19 protein-coding genes are annotated in these 21,903 nt (G+C 66.0%); 8 read left to right on the top strand and 11 right to left on the bottom strand.

From position 1 onward, the window contains the following. Positions 1 to 8 precede the first annotated feature (8 nt). From ACK5IR_RS07850 to ACK5IR_RS07835, 4 genes are all read right to left on the bottom strand, one after another. A complete protein-coding gene (locus ACK5IR_RS07850; RefSeq protein WP_416927616.1) occupies positions 9 to 1,049 on the bottom strand; it encodes an ABC transporter ATP-binding protein in 1,041 nt (346 codons plus the stop codon). 31 nt (positions 1,050 to 1,080) lie between these two features. Next, positions 1,081 to 1,923 (bottom strand): carbohydrate ABC transporter permease, encoded by an 843-nt coding sequence (locus ACK5IR_RS07845; RefSeq protein WP_416927614.1) that lies wholly within the window; start codon positions 1,921 to 1,923, stop codon positions 1,081 to 1,083. Next, on the bottom strand, positions 1,920 to 2,765 hold the full coding sequence (locus ACK5IR_RS07840) for a carbohydrate ABC transporter permease (RefSeq protein ID WP_416927612.1): 846 nt from the start codon (positions 2,763 to 2,765) through the stop codon (positions 1,920 to 1,922). Before ACK5IR_RS07840 ends, ACK5IR_RS07845 begins: the two co-directional genes overlap by 4 nt. A gap of 87 nt (positions 2,766 to 2,852) precedes the next feature. Beyond that, the gene (locus ACK5IR_RS07835; protein ID WP_416927610.1) at positions 2,853 to 4,121 is read right to left on the bottom strand and encodes an extracellular solute-binding protein; all 1,269 of its coding nucleotides are present in this window, start codon (positions 4,119 to 4,121) and stop codon (positions 2,853 to 2,855) included. Positions 4,122 to 4,326: 205 nt separating this feature from the next. Here ACK5IR_RS07835 and ACK5IR_RS07830 point away from each other — a divergent pair, with 205 nt between their 5' ends. The 5 genes from ACK5IR_RS07830 to ACK5IR_RS07810 all read left to right on the top strand — a co-directional run bounded on the left by ACK5IR_RS07830 (position 4,327) and on the right by ACK5IR_RS07810 (position 10,454). After that, a complete protein-coding gene (locus ACK5IR_RS07830; RefSeq protein ID WP_416927608.1) occupies positions 4,327 to 5,406 on the top strand; it encodes a LacI family DNA-binding transcriptional regulator in 1,080 nt (359 codons plus the stop codon). 340 nt (positions 5,407 to 5,746) lie between these two features. Beyond that, a complete protein-coding gene (locus ACK5IR_RS07825; protein ID WP_416927606.1) occupies positions 5,747 to 6,916 on the top strand; it encodes a hypothetical protein in 1,170 nt (389 codons plus the stop codon). Beyond that, the gene (locus ACK5IR_RS07820) at positions 6,913 to 8,400 is read left to right on the top strand and encodes a UbiA family prenyltransferase (protein WP_416927604.1); all 1,488 of its coding nucleotides are present in this window, start codon (positions 6,913 to 6,915) and stop codon (positions 8,398 to 8,400) included. Before ACK5IR_RS07825 ends, ACK5IR_RS07820 begins: the two co-directional genes overlap by 4 nt. A 51-nt stretch (positions 8,401 to 8,451) precedes the next feature. Then, positions 8,452 to 9,723 (top strand): glycosyltransferase family 4 protein, encoded by a 1,272-nt coding sequence (locus tag ACK5IR_RS07815; RefSeq protein ID WP_416927602.1) that lies wholly within the window; start codon positions 8,452 to 8,454, stop codon positions 9,721 to 9,723. Next, entirely contained in the window at positions 9,720 to 10,454 is a 735-nt protein-coding gene (locus tag ACK5IR_RS07810) for a GNAT family N-acetyltransferase (RefSeq protein WP_416927600.1), read from the top strand. The genes ACK5IR_RS07815 and ACK5IR_RS07810 overlap by 4 nt, the downstream gene beginning before the upstream one ends. Positions 10,455 to 10,472: 18 nt before the next feature. On the opposite strand, the gene ACK5IR_RS07805 is transcribed toward ACK5IR_RS07810, so the two are convergent. The 7 genes from ACK5IR_RS07805 to ACK5IR_RS07775 form a co-directional block, all read right to left on the bottom strand. Next, on the bottom strand, positions 10,473 to 12,083 hold the full coding sequence (locus ACK5IR_RS07805) for a hypothetical protein (RefSeq protein WP_416927598.1): 1,611 nt from the start codon (positions 12,081 to 12,083) through the stop codon (positions 10,473 to 10,475). A 90-nt stretch (positions 12,084 to 12,173) separates the two neighbouring features. After that, on the bottom strand, positions 12,174 to 12,557 hold the full coding sequence (locus ACK5IR_RS07800) for a GtrA family protein (protein ID WP_416927596.1): 384 nt from the start codon (positions 12,555 to 12,557) through the stop codon (positions 12,174 to 12,176). Further along, entirely contained in the window at positions 12,557 to 13,504 is a 948-nt protein-coding gene (locus ACK5IR_RS07795) for a glycosyltransferase family 2 protein (protein ID WP_416927594.1), read from the bottom strand. Before ACK5IR_RS07795 ends, ACK5IR_RS07800 begins: the two co-directional genes overlap by 1 nt. Next, positions 13,501 to 14,631 carry a dTDP-4-amino-4,6-dideoxygalactose transaminase gene (gene rffA, locus ACK5IR_RS07790; protein ID WP_416927592.1) on the bottom strand — a complete coding sequence of 377 codons (1,131 nt, stop codon included), beginning with the start codon at positions 14,629 to 14,631 and terminating at the stop codon, positions 13,501 to 13,503. Before rffA ends, ACK5IR_RS07795 begins: the two co-directional genes overlap by 4 nt. Positions 14,632 to 14,670: 39 nt before the next feature. Beyond that, positions 14,671 to 15,585, bottom strand: a complete 915-nt coding sequence (locus tag ACK5IR_RS07785) for a glycosyltransferase (protein ID WP_416927590.1) — start codon at positions 15,583 to 15,585, stop codon at positions 14,671 to 14,673. A gap of 103 nt (positions 15,586 to 15,688) precedes the next feature. Next, positions 15,689 to 16,735 (bottom strand): ParB/RepB/Spo0J family partition protein, encoded by a 1,047-nt coding sequence (locus ACK5IR_RS07780; protein WP_416927588.1) that lies wholly within the window; start codon positions 16,733 to 16,735, stop codon positions 15,689 to 15,691. A 196-nt stretch (positions 16,736 to 16,931) separates the two neighbouring features. Beyond that, positions 16,932 to 18,329, bottom strand: coding sequence for an AAA family ATPase (locus ACK5IR_RS07775; RefSeq protein WP_416927586.1), 1,398 nt, complete (start codon positions 18,327 to 18,329; stop codon positions 16,932 to 16,934). 554 nt (positions 18,330 to 18,883) lie between these two features. Between ACK5IR_RS07775 and ACK5IR_RS07770 the strand changes: the two genes are divergently transcribed. From ACK5IR_RS07770 to ACK5IR_RS07760, 3 genes are all read left to right on the top strand, one after another. Beyond that, positions 18,884 to 19,795, top strand: coding sequence for a replication initiator protein A (locus ACK5IR_RS07770; RefSeq protein ID WP_416927662.1), 912 nt, complete (start codon positions 18,884 to 18,886; stop codon positions 19,793 to 19,795). 111 nt (positions 19,796 to 19,906) lie between these two features. Further along, on the top strand, positions 19,907 to 21,499 hold the full coding sequence (locus ACK5IR_RS07765; RefSeq protein WP_416927584.1) for a GMC oxidoreductase: 1,593 nt from the start codon (positions 19,907 to 19,909) through the stop codon (positions 21,497 to 21,499). Beyond that, positions 21,496 to 21,903, top strand: a complete 408-nt coding sequence (locus ACK5IR_RS07760; protein WP_416927582.1) for a hypothetical protein — start codon at positions 21,496 to 21,498, stop codon at positions 21,901 to 21,903. The genes ACK5IR_RS07765 and ACK5IR_RS07760 overlap by 4 nt, the downstream gene beginning before the upstream one ends.

Genomic DNA, 21,903 nt, shown 5'->3' with positions numbered 1-21,903 from the left:
CATGCCTTTCAGGCGACGGCGCGCGTGGTTTCGGGGTCGAACCAGCGGATGCGGTCGGATTGCGGTGTCAGGGTCAGGCGGTCGCCGGGACTGACCTTCAGATCGCTGTCCAGCACGGCGCGGAACATGGATCCGTCGACATCGCAGGTGACCAGCAGATGTGCGCCAAGCGGTTCGACGATGCGGGCCGTCGCGGGCAGGCCGGCATCGCCCGGAACCAGATCTTCGGGGCGGATGGCGAATTTCAGCGGATCGGCGATGACCGGTCCGGTCACCTCCTGCCCGGCCACGCGCCATTTGCCCTGGCCGAGCGGTTCTGCGGACAGGAAGTTCATCGGCGGGTTGCCGATGAAGCCTGCGACGAATTCGGTGCCGGGATTGCGATAGACCTCGATCGGTGTCGCGGCCTGAACGATGCGGCCCTGATACATGACACTTATCCGGTCAGCCAGGCTCATGGCCTCGACCTGATCGTGGGTCACATAGATCGCCGTGGTCCTGCTTTCGGCCAGAACCCCTTTCAGTTCTGCCCGCATCTCGAGGCGCAACAGCGCATCCAGATTCGACAACGGCTCATCCATCAGGATCACGTCCGGCTCCATCGCCAGGGCACGGGCCACGGCGACGCGCTGACGCTGACCGCCCGACAATTCACCGGAATAGCGTTTCAGCAACTGTTCTATATGCATCAGGGTCGCGCAACGTTCGACCCGGAGCCTGACCTCGGTTTCGGGCAGTTTCTGCATGCGAAGACCAAAGCCGATATTTTCGAATACGGTCAGATGCGGAAAAACCGCGTAGTTCTGGAACACCATGGCAATGCCGCGATCCTTGGGCGGCAGGTGATCCACCCGGCGCCCGCCGATCCAGACCTCGCCGGTCGTGGCGGTTTCCAGCCCGGCAACGATGCGCAGAAGCGTGGTCTTGCCGCAGCCCGAGGCGCCCAGAAGCACCATGAATTCCTGATCGGCGATGGTCAGGTTGATGTCACGCAGCGCGCGATAGGCGCCGAAAGTCTTGGCGACATTCCTGATCTGGATTTCTGCCATTTGATTTACTCCCCTGGTTGTCGCCGCCGCCTCAGCGGTTGGCGATGCCCCACATGGCGAACAGATATTTGCGCACGGCAAAGATGAAGATCAGCGCCGGAACGACGAGGATGAAGCCGCCGGCGAATTTCAGGTGCATCGGCGATTCCGCCAGTGTCTGCAGCAGAAACGCAGGCAGCGTCCGGTTCTCGATGGTCAGCACGGCGGCGGCGAAAACCTCGTTCCACGAGATGACGAAAGCAAAGATCGCCGATGCCGTGATGCCGGGCAGGATCAGCGGCAGGACAACCCTGGTAAAGGCGGTCAGCCGCGTACAGCCAAGTGTCCAGGCGGCTTCTTCGATCTCGACCGGAATACCCGAGAACAGCGAGAAGGTGATCAGCACCGCAAAGGGAATGGCCAGCGTCGTATGGATCAGCGCAAGACCAAAGGCGGTGTCATCCAGCCCGGTACGGATAAACGCCACCGCAAGCGGCAAAGCCAGCAAGGGCAGCGGGAAGGCGCGGGTCAGCAGGATCAGCAGCCGGAACATCTCTTTCCCGCGAAAGTCGAACCGCGACAGGGCATAGCCCGCCGGGGCGCCGATCAGGATCGACAGGCACATGGTCATGGTCGCCACGATCAGCGAATTGATCAACGCCGTCGTCATCCCCTGGAACTGGGCGAAGAACTGCAGCGATGACAGATCGAAAGGCGGGAAGAACGGCTTTGGAAAGCTGTTCACCGTAGCTGGCGCCGACAGAGTGTTGATCAGCAGGAAATACAGCGGCACCAGTACCCATGCGCAAAGCAGCACCACCGAGGCACCATAGAGGAAGCGGCCCGACTTGCGCGTCACGGCGAGGTCGGCCGCGGAAAGGGTAGCGTCACTCATATCGTTGCTCCTTTCGGAACGCGCAGCGCGCGCAGGATGACAAGCGTCGAGGCGATGGAGATCACGAGCACGATCAGGGCAAGGGCCGCCGCCGCGCTGCCGTCCTGCAGCATGAACTGATAGTTATAGATCTCGCCCATCAGCACCGGGAACAGCGTTCCGCCCAGGGCTGCGACAACCGCGAACACCTCGAAGGCCAGAACGACACGCAGGATCAGCGCGGTCTGAAGGGACGGGCGCAGCAAGGGCAGCGTGACCTTGAGGAACCGCTTCCACGGCGATGCGCCGAAGACCTCGGCCGCCTCGTAATATTCCCTGGGGATCAGGCCGATACCCGCAACGATGATGACCAGCATGATCGCGGTCGCCCGCCAGATTTCGGCCAGCATGATAGCAACGAAAACCGCCGTCATGTGCTGATAGGACAGGAGGTTGATCGGCTGCTCGACGATCCCCACACCTACCAGCATCGAGTTCAGGAAGCCCGATTGTTCAAAGATCGCCAGCCAGATGATACCGGCCGCCAGATCCGAAATGCCAAGCGGGATCGTCCAGACATACAGGACCATGTCCCGGCCCCTCTTCATCCGGCTGACCATCGTTGCCATCAGCAGCGACAGCGCCAGCTGGATCGGCACCACGATCACCGCCAGAAGCAGCGTGTTTTTCAACGAGATCGGAAATTTCCAGTAGCCCACCACCTCGCGAAAATTCTGCATCGAGAACCGGCCTTCGGCAAAGAAGGCCTGCTGCGCGACCAGCACGAAGGGATAGAGAAAGAACACACACAGAAACAGCGTGACCGGAAGGATAAGCAGATAGGGTAAATGCCGTGAGTTCATGATCCGCTCCTTTCAAGGCGCAGAGACATTGTCTGAACTGGTCGGAAATCCGGTCCGGGCATCGGCGCCCGGACCGTGACGGTCGGCTTATTCGACCGGGCAGGCGCCTTCGGACGGCGCATCGGGTGCCCAGCAGGGCGCACCGGTTTCGTCCATGATCTTCTGCAGGGTGCGTTTCTGGTCTTCCAGTACCTGCCCGATCGGCTGGCCCGCCAGAATGATGCGTTCGAACGTGTCATTATACACACGGTCGAAATCGCCCGACTTGTCCGCAAGGCCCGACGGCAGCAGGCCGGGATTGGCATCGGCCGAGCCCGACATCCTGGCAACCGCGTCGCCCGCGGCCTTGACCGCCGGCGGCAGGTCATCGGGCAGGTCGACATCGACGACCGGGAAGAAGCTGGTCGCGCGAAGCGTCGCGATCTGCGCCTCTGGCGTCATCAGATACTCGATCAGGGCCCTCGACTGCTCTTTATCCGGCGCGGTTTCGGGAATGGCGATGCCCGCAAGAACCGGCATGAAACCGCGCCCGGCCGGTCCGGCCGGAGCCGGGAAGGCCACAAAATCATCCGGGCGTTCGTTGAACGCCTGCGCCAGGCGCGAGGTGTGTTCGAACACGATCCAGGCATCGCCGGACAGCAGCTGTTCCTGCATGAACGAGAAATTCGTCGAGGCAGGGTTGGTATGCGACCACAGTTCCCTGAACTTCTCCCAGGCGGTGACCGCCTCGGGCGAGGCGAAGGTGCGCACCACACCATTGGTATAGGACGGATACAGATAACCCTCGAAGAAGCGGTGCTTCAGCCCCTTGGGACCAGCCGGAAAGCCGAATTTCGCCTGGCCGGTCGCCTCATGGACATTGGCGGCCCATTCGATCAGCTGGTCATAGCTCAGCGCATCGATATCGGCGCCCTCGGGCAGATATTGCAACGCTTCCCTGTTGGCCGCCATGATGTAGCTGGCCTGCATCCAGGGGATGTATTGCGCACTGTCGGTGCCCAGCCTGGAGAGGTTGTTGAAGGTCTCGCTGGCCGCGCTGACACCCAGATCGCCCAGATCGACAAGTTGCGCCGGGTCGATGGCCGAGAAATTGCCATGCAGCGCGCCCAGAACCCCGATCGAGCCGGAACCCGCCTGCTGTTCGGCCAGAAAACGCGTCAGCCAGGGCCCTTCTTCGTTGGGCTGGTAATCCACGCCCCCGGCAAAACCGCTGAGCACATTCTGACGCATGGCCTGCGCCTCTTCCGCCGGTCTGGCCTGGGTAGACCAGAACAACACCTCGGCCTGGGCCGGAAGAGATGCAAAGGTGATAGCGATCACCGAAGATGCGCTGAAAATCTTCGAAAGCAGGGGCATGTTTCCTCCCTCTGGTTGCAGTCGCAGCCGGCCCTCCGCGCCGGCTCCTGTCTCGGACCGGGCGCGCATTCCGAGGGCAAACCTCATGGCGAATCGGTCTCGATCGCCCAACTATGATATAACGATATATCATCCGTCAAGATGCCAAACTTCCAACTTTTCTGCCAGCAGGCAGAGTTTTTGGCCTGCAAAAGGCATACTCCGCTTGAAGTTTCACAAATCTGGCAAAGAATGGAGAAATCGTTATATCATGGGCATGCCTTCGATGTCAGGAAAGCCAACACTCAGTACCGTTGCAAAAGAGGCCGGGGTCTCGGTTCCGACCGTAAGTCAGGTGCTGCGCGGGACGGGGCGCATCTCGGAGCAAACGCGCTTCAAGGTCATGCAGGCGGTCGAAAAGTTGCGCTATGTGCCCGATTCCCGTGCGGCCGCGATGCGATCGGGCGAGAATCGCGAGATCGGATTCATAATCAATCAGTTGCAAAACCCGTTTAACGCCGAGGTCATGGGAGGCGTCGTCGACCTGCTGGAGGCCGAGGGCTATCTTGTTTCCGTCGTCGACACGCGTGACGATGCCGACCGTCAGCGCCGCCTGCTGGAAACCTTCATCCGGCACGGCCGCGGCGGCCTGCTCTGGGTGCCGGTGATGGATACGCCACCGGAGAGCTTCGCGCTTCTGAAAGCGCATCGCATTCCCACGGTCACCTTTCTGCGTAACGTAAGCGCGGACACGGATCATGTCGGGGTTCGCAATGCGGAAGCGACCGCGACAGCCACCGCCCATCTGGCAGATCTCGGCCACCGCCATATTGCCTATTTTGGCGGCACCGACATGACCATCGTCCGCCGTGAAAGGATCGCGGGCTACGAGCGCATTCGGGCCGAGCGCGGCCTTGCGCCTGCCATCATCTGGGATTCGGCCGATAACAAGCTTGCCGGACTCGAGGCCATGATGTCGCTGCGCGCCATCCATCCTCAGGTCACCGCCATCGTCTGCAATGGCGATATCGTGGCCCTGGGTGCGTGCCTTGCGCTGATCCGTTCCGGTTTGCAGCCCGGCGGGGATATCTCGGTCATCGGCTTCGATGATATTCAGGACGCGGCGGTCGCCACGCCCCCGCTGACGACCATGGCCGTGCACACGCACAAGCTTGGCCGCAAGCTGGCCCGTGTCCTGCTCGACCGGATCAACGAGCCCGACATGCCGACAACGGTGTCCGAGATATCGGCCGAACTGCTCATCCGAAACACGACCGGGTCTCCCTCGGGCCGCAAATTACGCTGAAATTGCAATCGGTTGTCTTTGTACCAACGGCGGCGCAATAATTGGCCACCCGGCAGTGTTGCCAGTTTCTTCAGACCCTGACCGGGTGCATCCGGCCGGATGTCCCCGGCGGCGCTTTCGAGCGGCGAAATCCCTTTCATCCGCCGTCACTGTACGCCGGCCCGTGCCTCCGATAAGTTTGCCTTATCGGAGGCGATGCGGCAGGCGGGTTTCGCGCCGGAAAACCCGGGGAAATCGGCAACACCGACCGGGATAGCCGGGCCGGTTCAGGGTGCTCTTGTATGTGTCATGGGGAACCCTCTACGATATGCGAAAAGATCATTTTTCATCAGAGGCGATTGTGGCCATCATTCCCGCAGACAAACTGGAACCGACTGCCGTCGATTCGATTTCGACAGCCTCGATGTGGACCACCCATGACCGCTATGTGTTCACCTCGGACATCATCGGGGAAATTTCGGGCTTCTATCCGATCTATCGGTACGAAAACTGCTTTTCCTTCTCGATCCTGCCTCTGGTGCTTCTGAAGGGGAGGCTGGTCGTCGACGAGGATTTCGTCCGCCGCTTCCTCGACAGCGGCCGGGACGTCGCGGAGCCCGCACCGGTCATCGACCGGGAAATCGTCCGGCTGGGCGGCCCGCCGAAGCTGCGGCAGGAGTTTTCGGATCGCGGGGCCTTCTCCGAAGCGCTGGCGGCGGCCATGACCGCGGACATCCGGGACATCTGCGCCCGCAACCCCGGCAAGACGCATGCCGTTCTCTGCGGCGGCAAGGACAGCCTGAACATCCTGCTGGCCGACTGGCCCGCCCCGGTGATCGCCCTGAGCGCGGAGCCGAACTTTCCGCTTGTGCAGCGGTTTGTCGAGGCGAACGGGCTGGATATCGAGGTCATGCGTCTGGAGGACACCGAGCCCGCCCCCGAGGAACTGACGCGCGAGATCGCCGAAGCGAGCTGCCTTGTCGATCTGGGCCACTGGCGGTGGACCGAGCACCTGCGCCGCATCGCGCAGGAGCGGGACGGGCAGATCGTCTTCTGGAAAGGGCAGATGGCCGATGCCACCCTGACCGAATACTGGCGCTCCTACACCAGCCGGACCGGAGGCGCCTATCAGTTCGCCCGCAAGGCCTATCGCAAGCTGGCGCGCACCCTTCCCGGCCCGATGGACGCCCTGTTTGCCGGGCACGCCATCGCCGACCTGGAACAGACGATCTGGCTGCGCGGCGCGGTGGGACAGGGGGGGCATCTGGGATTTCTGCGGTCGATCTGCGACGCGCTGTTCCTCTCGGCCTATCATGGCCCCGGAACCGCGGACGTGATGAGCCGGATCGACCTGCGCGCATTGGCCAGAGACGACCTGCGCCCCGATGTGGGCCGTGCCCTCCTGGGCCGGCCGGTCATCTACCCCGAAACCAACCCGGCACCGGCCGCATCGCATTTCCGCGAGGGACGGCGCAGTCTGGAGAGCTATCTCGGGGCGCTCGGCTCCCATGGCATCGAAATCGTCAGATGAGCGCCACCGAACACTCCCCGGAACGCGGGTCCGGCGTGCCGGCGACCGAGCCCCGAACCCCGGCCCCCGTGCTGGTCGTCGACCTCGACGGGACATTGCTGCGCAGCGACATGTTGCTGGAAACCTGGTGGGAGACCGTTTCGCGCGACCTGCCGGCGGCCCTGCGCGCGCTGGCCAGACTGCCCGCGGGCAAGGCCGCCCTCAAGCAGGCCCTGGCCCAAAGCGCCCGGGTGGATGCGGCCTCCCTGCCCTATAATACCGATGTTCTGAATCTCGTCCGCGCCCATCGCGACGCGGGCGGGCGGGTTGCGCTGGTCACCGCCTCGGACAGCCGCCTGGCACAGGCGATCGCCGCGCATCTGGGCTGTTTCGACGAGGTGCATGCCTCCGATGGCGCGCTGAATCTCAAGGGGGACAACAAGGCGCGCTTTCTTGTCGAGCGCTACGGCCGGGAGGGCTTCGACTATGCCGGAGACGCCAGGGCCGACATTCCCGTCTGGCGCGCGGCGCGCCGGGCGATCACCGTCAACGCGCCGGCCGGCCTGCGGCAGGCGGCGGAAAGCGCCGCCCCCGATGCGCTGCATCTCGGCCCGGCCCGGGCATCCGGCCCCGTCCGCACCTGGGTCAGGGCCTGCCGCCCCCACCAATGGGCCAAGAACGTCCTCGTCTTCCTGCCGGTCCTGCTGTCGCACAGTTCCGACGGCCGGGACTGGCTCGCGGCCGGCCTCGCCTTCGTCATCTTCTCGATGGTCGCCTCCGGCGTCTACCTGCTGAACGACCTGCTGGATCTGGGCGCGGACCGGATCCACCCGCGCAAGCGTTTCCGCCCCCTGCCGTCGGGCGACATGGCTCTCCTGCACGGCTCGTTGCTGGCCCCGGCGCTGCTTGTCGCCGGGCTGTTGCTGTCGCTGCTGCTGCCCGCGCCGTTCACCCTGGTACTCGCCGGCTATTTCCTGCTGACGCTTGCCTATTCGCTGTCGCTCAAGCGCCGGCTGATCGTCGATATCTGCGCCCTTGCCGCGCTCTATACCCTGCGCATCATCGCCGGCGCCGCCGCCACGGGCATTCCCCCCTCGCCCTGGCTGCTGGCCTTTTCCTCCTTCCTGTTCCTGTCGCTGGCCGCCGTGAAGCGGCAGACCGAACTGATCGGCGATTTCTCGGCCGGGCGCGCGGGGGCAGCGGGCCGGGCCTATGTCACCGACGACATTCCCATAATCTCGGGCATGGCCATCGCCTCGGGCTATGTCGCGGTGCTTGTCATGGCGCTCTATGTCAGTTCTCCCGATGTCGCGGCGCTGTATTCCTCGCCCAGCCTGCTGTGGGGGATATGCCCGGTGCTGCTCTACTGGATCAGCCGTGTGGTGATGCTCGCCCATCGCGGCCACATGCACGACGATCCGGTGATTTTCGCCCTGAAGGACCGGATCAGCCTGCTCTGCGGGGGGCTGGTGCTTGTCCTCGCCTTCGCCGCCAGTACGCTCTGAACACCGGCGGCCATCCCGCCAGCCCGCACGCCGAGACCGGAAAGGACCCACATGGCCGACCCCGCCCTGCCCCGCCTGGCCTATCTGACCGGCGAATATCCGGCAGTTTCCCACACCTTCATCCTGCGCGAGATCGAGGCCCTCAGGGCGCTTGGCTTCGAGGTCGAGACCTGCTCGGTGCGCCGGACCGATCCCGCCATCCACCATCGGGGTCCGGCCGAACGGACCGCCGCCGCCACCACCTTCTACGTGCTCGACGCCGCGAGGAACCCGCTTGCCCTGCTGCGGGCGCAGGCCGCCGCCCTTGCCACCCCCCGGCGCTGGCTCGGCGCGCTCGGGCTGGCGTGGAAAACCCGCCCTCCCGGCCTGCGCGCCCTGCTTTACCAGATGATCTATCTGACCGAGGCCGCCGTTCTGGCGCGGCACCTGCGGGCCCGGGGCGTCGAACACCTGCATAACCATTTCGGCAATTCGAGCTGCTCCGTCGCCATGCTGGCCAGCGCGCTTGCGGGGATCCCGTTCAGCTACACGATGCACGGGCCGGCCATCTTCTTCGAACCGCGCCACTGGCGGATCGACGAAAAGATCGCCCGCGCCCGCTTCGTCGCCTGCATCAGCTGGTTCTGCCGCAGCCAGGGCATGATCTTTGCCGACCCGCGCCACTGGCCCAAGCTCGCCATCGTGCATTGCGGGATCGACCCGGACCGCTACGGCACCGCCCCGCGACAGGGCGGCGGCAAGCATGTGCTTTTTGTCGGCCGGCTTGCCGCGGTAAAGGGCGTTCCGATGCTGCTGGAGGCCTTTGCCGAGGTCTGCACCCACCATCCCGATGCGCATCTGACCCTGGTCGGCGACGGCTCCGAGCGCCCGATGCTCGAAGCACGGGCCGCCGGACTCGGCCTGACCGGCCATGTCACCTTCGCCGGCTATCGCAATCAGGACGAGGTGGCCGGAATGCTGGCGCAAAGCGATATCTTCGCCCTGCCCAGCTTTGCCGAGGGCGTTCCCGTAGTGCTGATGGAAGCAATGGCCAGCCGGCTGCCCGTCGTCGCAACCCGGATCGCCGGCATCGGCGAACTGGTCGAGGACGGAACCTCCGGACTGACGGTTCCCCCGGGAGATTCCAAAGCCCTCGCCACGGCCCTCCGTACATTGATGGACACCCCCGACCGGGCACGCGCCATGGGCGAGGCCGGCTGCGCTGCGGTCCGCCAGGATTTCAACGTGACGGTCGAGGCGGAAAAGCTCGGCAAGCTCTTCCGCGACTCCGCCACCCCGCCAGAGGGGCCGGACAGGACCGCCGGCGCCGGCGGTGCACAATGACACTGGCGATCGACGAACTGGAAACCCGCCGGTTCGGTATCCGCTGTGCCCGCTTCGACGGGCTCGACAGCCGGTTTCCCGATCTTGCCGAAACAGAGCGTCAGGCACGGGCACAGGGCGTGCGGCTGGTCACCGTCCGGGTCGATGTCGCCGCCCTGCCCCGCGTACATGCGCTGGAAGGGGCCGGTTACCGGCTCATGGATACGCTGGTCTATTACGGGCGGTCACTGTCCCCCCTGCCCGAGACGCCGCCCCTGCCGGAAGGCGTGTCGCTGCGCCCGGCCGTGCCGGAGGACGCCACCGAGGTTGCGCAGGTCGCCGCCGCCGCGTTTCGCGGCTATCTCGGCCACTACCACGCCGACCCCCGGCTCGACAACGCCGCCGCCGACGCTGCCTATGTGCAATGGGCGCAGACCGGCACCGCCACCGCCGGGTCGCAGAACCCGGTCCTGCTTGCCCTGACCGGCGGCAGGGTGTCGGGGTTTCTGTCCCTGCGCCTGAACACCCCCCAAGAGGCCGAGATCGTGCTGAACGGGGTCCATCCCGACCGGCAGCGCGGCGGGCTCTATTCCGCCCTTCTGCACGCCGCGATGGGGCTGGCCGCCGGATTGGGGGCCGGGGAAATGATCGTCTCGACCCAGATCAACAACTACGCCGTCCAGAAAGTCTGGTCACGGGCCGGCCTCGTGCACCGGCAAAGCCGCTACACCTTTCACCGGTGGTATGACTGACGGGGGCGGATCCGGCCCTCAGCCGGCCGGGATCGGGCAGGTCGCGGGCGCGGTGCTCTGCCGCGCAAAGACGTCCCAGTATGCCGAACGGGCACAGAGGCGAAAGGCATCGCCCATCTTTGCCCGCAACGGACCGGCGATTTCGGGCGTGCCGTTGGGCGCCCGCCCAAGCAGGACAAGGTCGATGTCATCCGGCAGCGGCCGTCCGGGCGCCAGTTCCGGCGCTTCGGGGCGCTGCCAGAGCGGATAGCCGGCGACGGGCGGCGCACCGAGGGCGAATTCGAACGTCACACCGCTGTCGGAGACGATGCCCCGTTCGGCAGCCCCTTCGATGGCAGTCAGCGTGTCGATGCCATCGGCGAACATCTCGTATTGCGTCGCCCTGCCGGTACCAGCGGTATCCCCGGGAAGGCTCAGGTAACCGGTGAACGGCCCCGTATGAACCAGCACCTGCCCGCGCCGCGAGATGCCTTCGGCGGTGACACCAAGCAGGTTCGCCAGATGCGGAAGGGCAAAGGCCGCGACAAGCAGCAGGGCCACCGCCTGCAGGCAACCGGCATGGGCCCGCCCGGCCCGCCGCGCCAGTTCCGCCATGGCCAGCGCCAGCATGCAGCCGATCGGAACCGCAAGCTGGCCCAGACTTCCGCCGCCACCCATCGTCGCCGCCATGCCGACACCGGCCGCCGCCACAATCAGCGCGGCAAGAACCGCACCCATCTCACGCGGCTTTCGCCACAGGACATACCCCATCGCGGCCAGCGCAAACGTCAGGACGACGGGCTGCGCCAGCGGGATCTGCACCGCCTTGCGCAGAAGCGGTCGCAACCCGGCATCGTCGCGGTCGCCGACATGCGCCATCGCGTAGTCCATCGAGGCGAGCCACCGCGCCCCGCCGGGATCGAACAGCCCGGCGGCAAGGGCCGCGCCCGCGATCAGGCCGGCCGCAGCCAGCCATCGCGCCTGAACGAGCAGCGCCACAAGAACCGCCGGAGCCAGAACGATGAAGGTCGGCTTGGCCAGCACCGTGGCGACCACCAGCCCCCCGGCCAGCAGGCCGCCCAGCACCTCCCGGCCGCGCTGCGGCGAGGACAGGGCCGCAAACAGCCCCGAGATCAGAAGCATCGCCAGCGCCAGGCGGTTGTAGAGGAACGAATGTGTCGAAACCAGCCGCGTCACCGATTGCGAGACCTCCAGCGGATACCGGGTGAACAGCAGGGTTGCGACGATCAGGATCGTCGCGGCAAGCCCCGGGGCCGACAGGCGCCCGCGCAGCATGACGACGCCAAGCGCCGACAGCAGGGCAAAGACCGCAAGAAGGAAATAATCGAAGGCAAAGACCGTCGCACCGAAAAGACGCATCGTTGCGGCCAGCCCGCAGGCAACGGTTCCCCCGTAGAAATGTCCGAAGTCGAGCGCCGGGCGCAATCCCTCGTGAACCCGCCATCCGGCGCCGAGGATGAACAGCGTATCCCCCATATGGTCGCTGTCGAACGCGATGCCGGCAACCGCGTTCGCCGCGACAACCGCGGCGGCAAGCGCTGCGGCGGCATAGAGGAGGAGCGCCAGAACCCTGTCGGTTCCTGCGCGGTTGACAGGCTCTGTCGAACTGGGTCGGAATCTGGACGGCACGGGCGGATCACACGGACGGATCAAGCGATGAGACCCCCGGTCTGTGTCGCAGCTTTCCCCGGAATGCAAGCGGGTTGCACGGCCCCGGATCTATGTCTGGCCGAATTTCAGCACATGCAGCGTGGCATAGATCGCCGCGGCGCTGATCCCGATGGTCAGGAACTGCGCCAGCGCCGGCCCTGTCCATATCAGCAATACTGTCATCGACAGCAGCGTGACCGCCAGGCCAACCCCATAGGCCGCCAGGAACCGCGGCAGGTCCTGCCGGTGGCTGGCCTGGCTGACGAAGGTCCAGCGGCGGTTGAGCAGATAGCTCATGGTGACCCCGAGCAGATAACACAGACCCGATACCGGGACCGGTGGCAGCCCCAGCCGGACCAGCAGCAGAAACAGCAGGTAGAGCGTGACATTGGTAAGGATGCCGACCGCCCCGTAGCGGCCGAGCCTGCCCAACCCCGAGGGGCGCGTACCCATCACGGGTCTTCCCCGCCGGTGACCTGTTCGATCAGGATCCGCGGCCGGTTCTGCACTTCGGAGAAGATCCGGCCGACATAGAACCCGTGCACCCCGAGCACGGCCATGATCAGCCCCGACAGGAACCACACCGACAGGATGGTGCTGGTCCAGCCGGGAACCGTGAAGGCCCCGGTAGACCATGCCACGACCAGCACGACCGAAATCAGCGCCGACAGGCCGCTGAAAAGCAGCCCGGCGATCACGCTCAGCTTCAGCGGCCGGTCGGAGAAGCGGATGATGATGGCGATGGCCAGGCTGACCAGACGGCGCAGCGAATAGGAACTTTCGCCGGCCAGCCGTTCGTCGCGGTCAAGCTGCATCTGGCCGGTGCGCAGCCCGGTCAGGTTGACCATGACCGGCAGGAACACCTCCTGCTCGTCGAACAGCATCAGCGTATCTGTCATGCGCCGGCTGTAGATGCCGAAATTTCCGATGTTGCGCAGCTGGATCCCGGCCAGCAGGTCGACCATCCGGTAGAAGGTCCGCGACGCCCAGCGGCGGAAGGCCGAATCCGACCAGGAACCGCGATCGACCACCATCGCGTCCACGCCCTCTTTCACGGCGGCCGCGTGGAGTGCGGGAATGATCGCCGGGTCGTCCTGCAGGTCGCAGTCGATCACCGCCACCCAGTCGCCGCGCGCCGCCGCCAGCCCGGCCCAGATCGCCAGATGCTGACCGTGGTTGCGCACCAGACGCAGCCCGCGCACGCGACCGTCCAGCCCGGCCAGTTCCACGATCAGATCCCAGGGCGCATCCGGCCCGCGGTCGTCGACCAGAATCAGCTCCCAGTCCAGTCCGCTGTCCAGAAACGCGGCACGGACCATGTCCACAAGGGCCTCCAGGCAATCCCGGCATCCGTAGACCGGCGAGACGACGGAAATCAGCGGGAAATCCGGCACTGTCATTCCCCCTCGAAATAGGCCAGCACGGCGTCGATCACGGTCTCGACCCCGGACCCGAGATCGAAGAACATCGGCAGGCGCACCAGCGTTTCCGAAATCCGGTCCGTGACCTCCATCGGCCCCGCCACCCGGGCGAACCGCCGCCCGGCCGGCGCGCTGTGCAGCGGCACATAGTGGAACGGAGAAATGATCCCGCGGTCCTTCATGTGGCCGATGAAGCGGCTGCGCGCCTCCAGGTTTTCCAGAAGCAGATAGAACATGTGCCCGTTGCCCGTACAATTCGGCGGAATCCGCGGCAGTTCCACATGTCCGGCCGCCGCCAGGGGGGCGAGCGCCTCGGTGTAGTGATCGAACAGCGCCAGACGGCGGCTGAGGATCGCATCGGCGACCTCGAGCTGCGCATAGAGATAGGAGGCGATCAGCTCGCCCGGCAGGAAGGAAGAGCCGCAATCCACCCAGGTGTACTTGTCCACCTGTCCGCGGAAGAACTGCGCCCGGTTGGTTCCCTTCTCGCGGATGATCTCGGCCCGTCCGGCCAGGGCCGGGTGGTTCACCGTCAGCGCCCCTCCCTCGCCGCTGATGACGTTCTTGGTCTCATGGAAGCTGAAGGCGCCCATGTCGCCCAGGCTGCCGGCCGGGCGCCCCCTGTAGGTGGAGCCAAGCGCCTGTGCCGCATCCTCGACCAGCCACAGGCCGTGCCGGCGGGCGATTTCCCCCAGCGCATCCATATCGGCCGGAAAACCGGCATAATGCACGGCAAAGATGGCGCGGGTGCGGCCGGTGACGGCCTCGGCGACAAGCCGCGGATCGATGTTCAGCGATGCCGGGTCGATATCCACGAAGACCGGCGTCGCGCCGCGCAACACAACCGCATTGGCCGTCGAGACGAAGGTGAAGGAGGGCAGGATGACCTCGTCGCCCGGCTTCAGGTCGCAAAGGATCGCCGCCATTTCGAGCGCAGCCGTGCAGGAATGGGTGAGAAGCGCCTTCGGGCTGCCGCTCAGTTGTTCGATCCTGGCATTGCACTTGCGGGTATAGGACCCGTCCCCCGACAATTGTCCAAGACGCACCGCATCCCGGATGTACTTGATCTCGTTGCCGAGAAGACTGGGCTTGTTGAAGGGGATCATCGCGTTCCTGCTTTCGGAATATGTCTCGCTACACCCGTTCTAGCGCGAAAACGGCGTCGCGGCCTCGATTTCGGCGATCGCCCGCGCCTTGCCCACCTTCAGCGCCCGGCGCTGGTAGGCCCGGACGAAGCGGCGCAGCTCCGGATCGGCGTGTTGCGTTTCGCCGCGCAACATCGCACCGAAATAGCCCTGCAGCATCGACAGCCCCCCGACCACATAGGGCGGATGCGCCATGCGGTAGATCGCGGTCGCGGCAAAATAGAGCGGGTCGGACCCCATGTAGTACTGGCCGAACCCGTGACGGCGGCGGCCGGTCAGGATTCCCTTCTGGCTCGACCCCATGGGGCGCAGATGCTCGAAGCGCAGATCGGGCTCGTCCCAGCTGCGGGCGGTCCAGCCAAGCTGGCGCGCCTTGTGGCAATCAAGCGCGTCCCACATGACCTCGCGGGCGAAACCGCCGATCTGCTCGAAACATTCCCGGCGGTAGAACTTGGTCATGCCGACCGACATCTCGTCGCCGCATTTCTCGCTGACGAGCCGCCCCGCGGCATTGCGGAAATAGGGCTTGCCCGAACAGGTGCCGAGGCGCAGATCCCGCTCCATCCGTTCGATCAGGATCTCGAAATAGCGCGGTGGCAGATCGAGGTCGAGGTCGAGCTTGCACAGATAGGCAAAGGCGGAAAGATCCACGGTGTCGAGCCCGGCATAGAAGGCCTCGATCACCCCCGGACCCACCGCGCGATGGCCGCGGTCCGGCTTTGCGACGATGCGCAGGGACGGGTGTGCCGCGGCATATTCGGCCAGGATCCGCGGCGTGGCGTCGGTCGAGCCGTCGTCCACGACAACCCAGAGAGCCGGCGGAACCGACTGGGCCAGCACGCTGTCGAGGGTACGACGCATATAATCCGCCTCGTTGCGGCAGGGCGAGACAAGCACATAGGAGCGATCGGACATGAAAAACCGGACTTTGGACAAAGGTATCAGATATCCTCCGTACCTCTGCCCCGCCCGGTTTTCCAGCCAGTGATTCCTGCCCCGGTGGGGCGGAGCCGGCCGCCTAGCGGCCCTTCAGCCATTTCGCCAGCGCCGCCTCCAGCGCCGCATCGGCACCCGGCCCCTCCAGCACCAGCCGGTCGGGAGCGGTCCGGGTCAGGCGGACCCTGCCCGCCGCCCCCTGCCCCGGCGGGGGTGTTTCGCGGCGCACGGAACCGGCGGGGCCGGGCTTCGCGACGGGCGTCGCAAGCCCGGCCAGAACAGCGCTCAGCAGCGCCTGTTCCCCGGCCGCATCTTCGGGCGGGGTTGCCGCGCGGCGCTCCAGGATGGCGGCGGTCAGATCGGCGCCGCGCTCTTCCAGCGCCCTGGCAAGCTGCAGCCCCAGCCGCTCGGGCAGGGCAGCGGGAAAGCGCAGCACCTCGTCGCCGAACGCGGCATAGAGCCCCATGAACGAGCCGATCTTCGACCGCTTGGGCCGCGAAGCGGCCGAGAAGAGATCGCGCAGCGCGTGCTGGGTGGTGGGATATATCCCGGCCTCGGCAGCCTCGACCGCGATGCGGGCCCGCTCCCAGTAGGAAAGGCCCACCCGGATCTCGTTCTCGTCGACCATGGAACGATAGGCGTCGGAGGCGCTTTCGGGGCGGCGCACCAGCGCCCTGACACGGGCAAAGCGCGCCTCGCCCGTCGCCTCGGAAAGCCGCCGCAGCGCCATCAGCCGCCGCCAGCCCGAGATCAGGCCATAGCGTGGCCCCTTCCGCCCCTCGCCGAAATCGACCACCTCGATGGCGGTCTGCTGGCCGCGCTCGCCGAGCGAGGTCATCAGCACCTGCATCTCGCCCTCGTCGATATCGACCCGGTCGCGCACCAGATGCGTCTCGTCGATCTCCGCCAGCCCCAGCGGAACGATCAGCCGCCCCTCGGCCCGGGCCTGCGCCACCTCTTCCGAGAGCGCGGCCAGCGCCGCCTCGGCCGCCGTCTCGCCGGCAACCCGGGCGATGGGGGGATCGCGCCGCACCGGCTGGGCGGCAGCGAAGGCCCGGGCCGCCACTGCGCCACCCGGGGGTGTGGGGGAGGGAACTTCGACGACCGGGGTCAGGCGCTTGCGGGCCATGGGGAGCCTCCTTTCGGCTTCTGCGGCGCTATCGTCGGCGCAAGGTCTTTCCGGACCGGAACCCATGCGGGCGCCGCCCGCGACCTGCTCTGGTGCGGGCGTTTCGCGGACTCGCCAGAATCAACGATTTCAATATGTTGGAGGAAAAATGTTTCGCACGCGAAACATTCCCGGCACGGGCGGAGGGCGGCAGATGTCATTCCGCCGCCTCCACCGGCCCGCTTTCGGCGCCCCGCGCCAGTTCCTCGCGCCGCCAGATACCGTAGAGCAGCCGCTTGAAGCCGGCATAGGTCTCGTCGAAGGTGGCGCGGCCGCGGGCATAGGTCTCGCGGTTGAAATCGCGGTAGTCGGCCTCGTAGATGCCGCTGACGCTTTCGCCCGCCTGACCGATCAGCGCCGTGAACTCCTGCCACGAGGGCGACAGCGTGCGCCCCATATAGGTCGAGATCAGCGCCCCCATCTCGGCCTGCTGGCTCGAATCGTAGCGTGTCAGCACCGCCCGCACCGCATCCCATTCGAAGGAAAGACCGGGGCGCCCGAGGGCGCGGGCGGCCATGTTCTCGCTCTCCTCGATCGAGGCGAAGGTGGCATGGATCATGTCGAAGAAGCGGCCGGTGGAATCGAATTCGAGGAACGAGGCGCCAAAGGGCACCAGCAGGATATCGGCCGCCGACAGCCCGTTGATGGTGAGATAGCCGAGCGCCGGCGGCGTATCGAGGAAGATCAGGTCGTAGCTGTCGAGCATCCCGCCGGCCTCCAGACTGTCGGACAGCGCGTCCCACAGTTTCCAGCCGCGCGACTGCATGCGCCAGACGGGAATCTGGAATTCCGACCAGTAGAGGTTCAGCTGCGCCCCGATCAGGTCGATGTTGGGCCAGTGGGTGCGGGCCACCAGATCGGCCGGCGCGACATCGAGCGCCGCCTCCAGCGTATCGTCGATGGGAACCGGCGCGTCGCCCCGGTCGAGCCGGCGCTGGTTCTCGCCCCGCAGGTGGCGCGCGAAATGACCGGCGATCAGCGGAAAGACCGTGCCCCATTCATCGGCGACCCGGCCGCCGAATATCGAGGTCAGCGAGCCCTGACTGTCGAGATCGACCACCAGCACACGGTAGCCGTCGAGTGCTGCCGACATCGCCAGATGGGCGCAGGTCGAGGTCTTGCCGACCCCGCCCTTGAAATTGGCCACGGCGACGATCTTGGCGGCGATCCCCCCCGGCCGGTAGGGCAGGTAGTTCTTGGCCTTCGACCCCTCGGCGCCGAAGAAGGCGCGCAGGCGCAGCACCTCGTCGAGGGTGAACCACTTGGCGCCGCCCTCGGTCTCGCTGTGGCCCTGGGGCAGGGCGGGATTGGCCCGCAGTACCCGGCGGAAATGAGCCGGAGCAACCGGGATCAGGTATTTGGTGATCTCCCAGGTCGAGAACCGCCGCAGCGTTTTCGATCCGGTCTCGTCCAGCCCGCGTCCGGCAAGGTCGTCGCGTCCGGCCCGGCAGGCCTCGGCAATTTCGCCGAAACGGGCTGTGCCGATGGGCGGATCCATGTCCGCCAGCGCCCTGTCGGGCGCGATGCTGAGATAACTCGGAAGGGCACTGCTCATCCCCGCCTCCTGCGATGTACCGTCTTTTTTTTAACATGCCGCAAAACACGGCACATGGGAAGAATAAAGCGATTCGAGGCCTGAAGCGCCTTCTTTTCAATGCCTGCGGCGGGTTGGGTTCCGCAATGTCGCTGTTATTTTTCTTGTTATCTTATAAGTTACAGGACCCGGTGCTTCCTGCCAACCATCTGCTTTTCCCGGGTTTTCAGGGATTTTTGCTGACAGGGGCGACTCCGATCCCACGATATGGCGACTCTGAACCCACGAAGAGACGACTCCGATCCCACGATGCGAAGCCTTTGATTTCTGGACAGGTTATCCACAGATCCTTAGGGTGGGTGTCAATGAAACGACGAAACGGCGGAATCGGGGACAGGCAAGAATCCCGCCCGCCGGCCGCGTGACAGAGGCCCGAAGGCCCGGACGCGGGAGAGGAGAGAGCAGTGCAGCCGTCCACCGCCAGCTTGGGGCAGGGCAGGGGACTCCGCGACAGGTCGGAGGACTTCTTTGTCTGCGATATCCTGTCGGCGATTCCCAAACACGACCTCGCCTCGATGGAGCATCCTGTCTTCTCGCTCTCGACCCGGCCCGACCGGCGCATCCTCAGCTACACCCACAACGATACCGAGATCACCATCACGCCGAGCGTCAAGGGGCGGGCGACGATCTTTGACGCTGATATCCTGATCTTCTGCATCAGCCAGCTGATGGCGGCGCTGAACGCGGGCCGCGAGATCTCGCGCACCCTCACGCTGACCGCGCACGATCTGCTGATCGCCACCCGGCGCGAAACCTCGGGCGACGGCTACCGCCGGCTGCGCGACGCCTTCGAGCGGCTGGCCGGCACCCGCATCACCACCAACATCGTCACCGGCCCGGCCGAAGATCCGCTCGCCATCACCCATGGCTTCGGCCTGATCGAGGACTGGACCATCGCGCGCCGGACCCGGGCCGGGCGGATGGTCGCCGTGCGCGTCACGCTCAGCGAATGGCTCTACCGCGCGGTGCTGGGCCGTTCGGTGCTGACACTCAGCCGCGACTATTTCGATCTGCGCCGGCCGCTCGAACGGCGGCTTTACGAACTGGCGCGCAAGCATTGCGGCCGCCAGCCCGAATGGCGCGTATCGGTGGGCACGCTGGCCAAGAAGTCGGGCTCGGCCAGCCCGGTGCGGGTCTTCCGCGCCATGCTGCGCGAGATCATCGCCGCGGACAACCTGCCCGATTACCAGCTTGCCGAGGAGCCGGGCGACCTGATCCGCGTCACCCCGCGCGACATGGTGATCGAGCCGGGCGAGGGGCCGCTGCTTTCCGAAGCCACGCTCGAAGAAGCCCGCATCCTGCTGCCGGGGGCGGACGTGCATGCCCTGGCCGCCGAATGGCGCCGGGTCTGGGCGGCGACCGGCCGACAGCGGCTGCGCTCGGCCGACAGGGCTTTCCTCGGCTGGCTGAATAAGCGAAAAAGCTGACAGGCACTGCCTCGGGAGATGAAGAAGGGCAATATCCCAAGGCGGGAACCCGTTCGGCCAGGGGCCGGATTTTCGACATGACGTGATATATTTCAAATACGAGATGGATGGATGATCCTTGATGCCCGCGCGGGAGACGTTCCTGACCTGCCCGAATACGATATCGTCATCGTCGGCGCCGGCCCGGCCGGGATCACGCTGGCCTGCGAACTGGACGGGGCGAATCTCAGAATCGCCCTGCTGGAAAGCGGTGGCGAGGAATTCGACCCCGACACCCAGGAGCTTTACGACGGGCATGTGACCGGTCTGGAAGAGACCGACCTCATGTCGAGCCGCCTGCGGTTTCTGGGGGGCACGTCCAATCACTGGGGCGGCCATTGCCTGCCGCTCGACGCGATCGATTTCGACCGCGCGCCGCTCAGCGGCCTTTCGGGCTGGCCCTTCGGCCGGGCGGCGCTGGAGGATGCCTATCGGCGCGCCCATGTCTATTGCGATCTGGGGGAAGATGCCTATTCCCCCGCCGCCATCGCCGACGATGGCCGCTCCGGGCTGCTGCTGGAGAACGACGCCACGGTCGAGACCGTCGTCGTCCGGCAGAGCGCGCCGACCCGCTTCGGACCGAAATACCTCGCCAGGCTGACGGCATCGAAGAATGTCGATCTCTGGCTCTGGGCCAACCTCGTCGGTATCGACATCGACGAGGGGGGTGTTGCCGGGGCCGTCGAGACCCGGACGCTTTCGGGCCGGGCACGGCGGTTCGCGGCCCGCACCGTGGTTCTGGCGTCCGGCGGGATCGAGAACGCCCGCCTCCTGCTGGCCAACAACGCGCTTGGCGGGCGCTCGTACGGGGATGCCGGCGGCCTGCTGGGCAAATGCTTCATGGATCACGTGGTGGGCGGGGCCGCCTTCCTGTGGCTGCGGGAGCCGCAGGTGGACAAGGTCTACTGGAACGGGCATGTCGCCACCACCGACGGAAAGCCGATGCGCGCCGTCTGGCGCCTGCGGGACGATGTTCTGCAACGCGAGGGCCTGGCCAATTCGCACTACGACCTGATCCCCTTTTTCGCGCCGGAGGCGATGGAAAGGACCCGGGCCGTCAGGCAGGGCTGGCGCGGGGCCAAGGATATCGCCAAATGGGGGCTCGGGCGGGCGCCGCACGATTTCTCGTTCTCCGAATCCTACTGCATGGCGGTCGCCAACGCCGACATGATGGCGCTGGATGCGCTGGGGCTGGTTCAGCGCGAGGGGGCGGTCAGCCGGCTGCTTCTGCGCTACGAGGCCGAACAGCAGCCCAACCGGGAGAACTTCGTCGACCTGCTGGCGGAAACCGACGAACTGGGCATGCCGCGCGCCCGGCTGAACTGGTCGCCCGGCGAGGCGGACCGCGACAGTATCGTGGCCAGCGCCATGCTCATCGGGGCGGCCTGCGGGCGGGCGGATCTGGGGCGCGTCGAACTCGAGGATCATTTCGACCTGCGCTACTGGGATGCCAGCACGGCCTGGCACCACATGGGAACCACGCGCATGGCGCAATCGCCGACCGGCGGGGTGGTCGATTCCGACTGCCTGCTGCACGGCACCAGAAACCTCTATGTGGCCGGCAGCAGCGTCATGCCCAGCGGCGGCCGGGCCAACCCGACGCTGACCATCGTCGCGCTGTCGATCCGTCTGGCCGACCACCTCAAGGCACGGAGCGGAACATGAGAATGCGATATCCCGGCCGCCGGCTCTTCCTCTTCTCGGCCGCCGGTCTGGCGGCGGCCGGCGTGCTCGGCTTCGCGGCGAGCGCCCGCTATTGCGACCGGCGGGTTCTGGCGCGGCTTCACCTGCTCGACCGGCTGGACGTGGCGGTGGCCGATATCGCCGGCGCGGCGGAGATCGGGCGTTCCTATCGCGCGCGGGTCGGCGACGGGACGCTCCTGTCCGAACTGGGCGCCCGGCCGGCCCTTCTCGAAGCGCTGGAATACACCTGCCCGGAAACGCGCCGCGCCCTAGTGCGGCGGCAGTTCAGGGAGGATTTCCGCACCGGCGACATTCTGGTCGAGAACCGCTGGGTCGTGTCGCGCAGCGAATGCATTATCGCCGCGCTGCGCCCGCCGGCGGCCTGA

The organism is Tropicimonas sp. (assembly GCF_047971885.1).
Taxonomy (GTDB): Bacteria; Pseudomonadota; Alphaproteobacteria; order Rhodobacterales; family Rhodobacteraceae; genus Tropicimonas.
The sequence above is the reverse complement of the archived record's forward strand: the minus strand, read 5'-3'. Positions and strand labels throughout refer to the sequence as shown.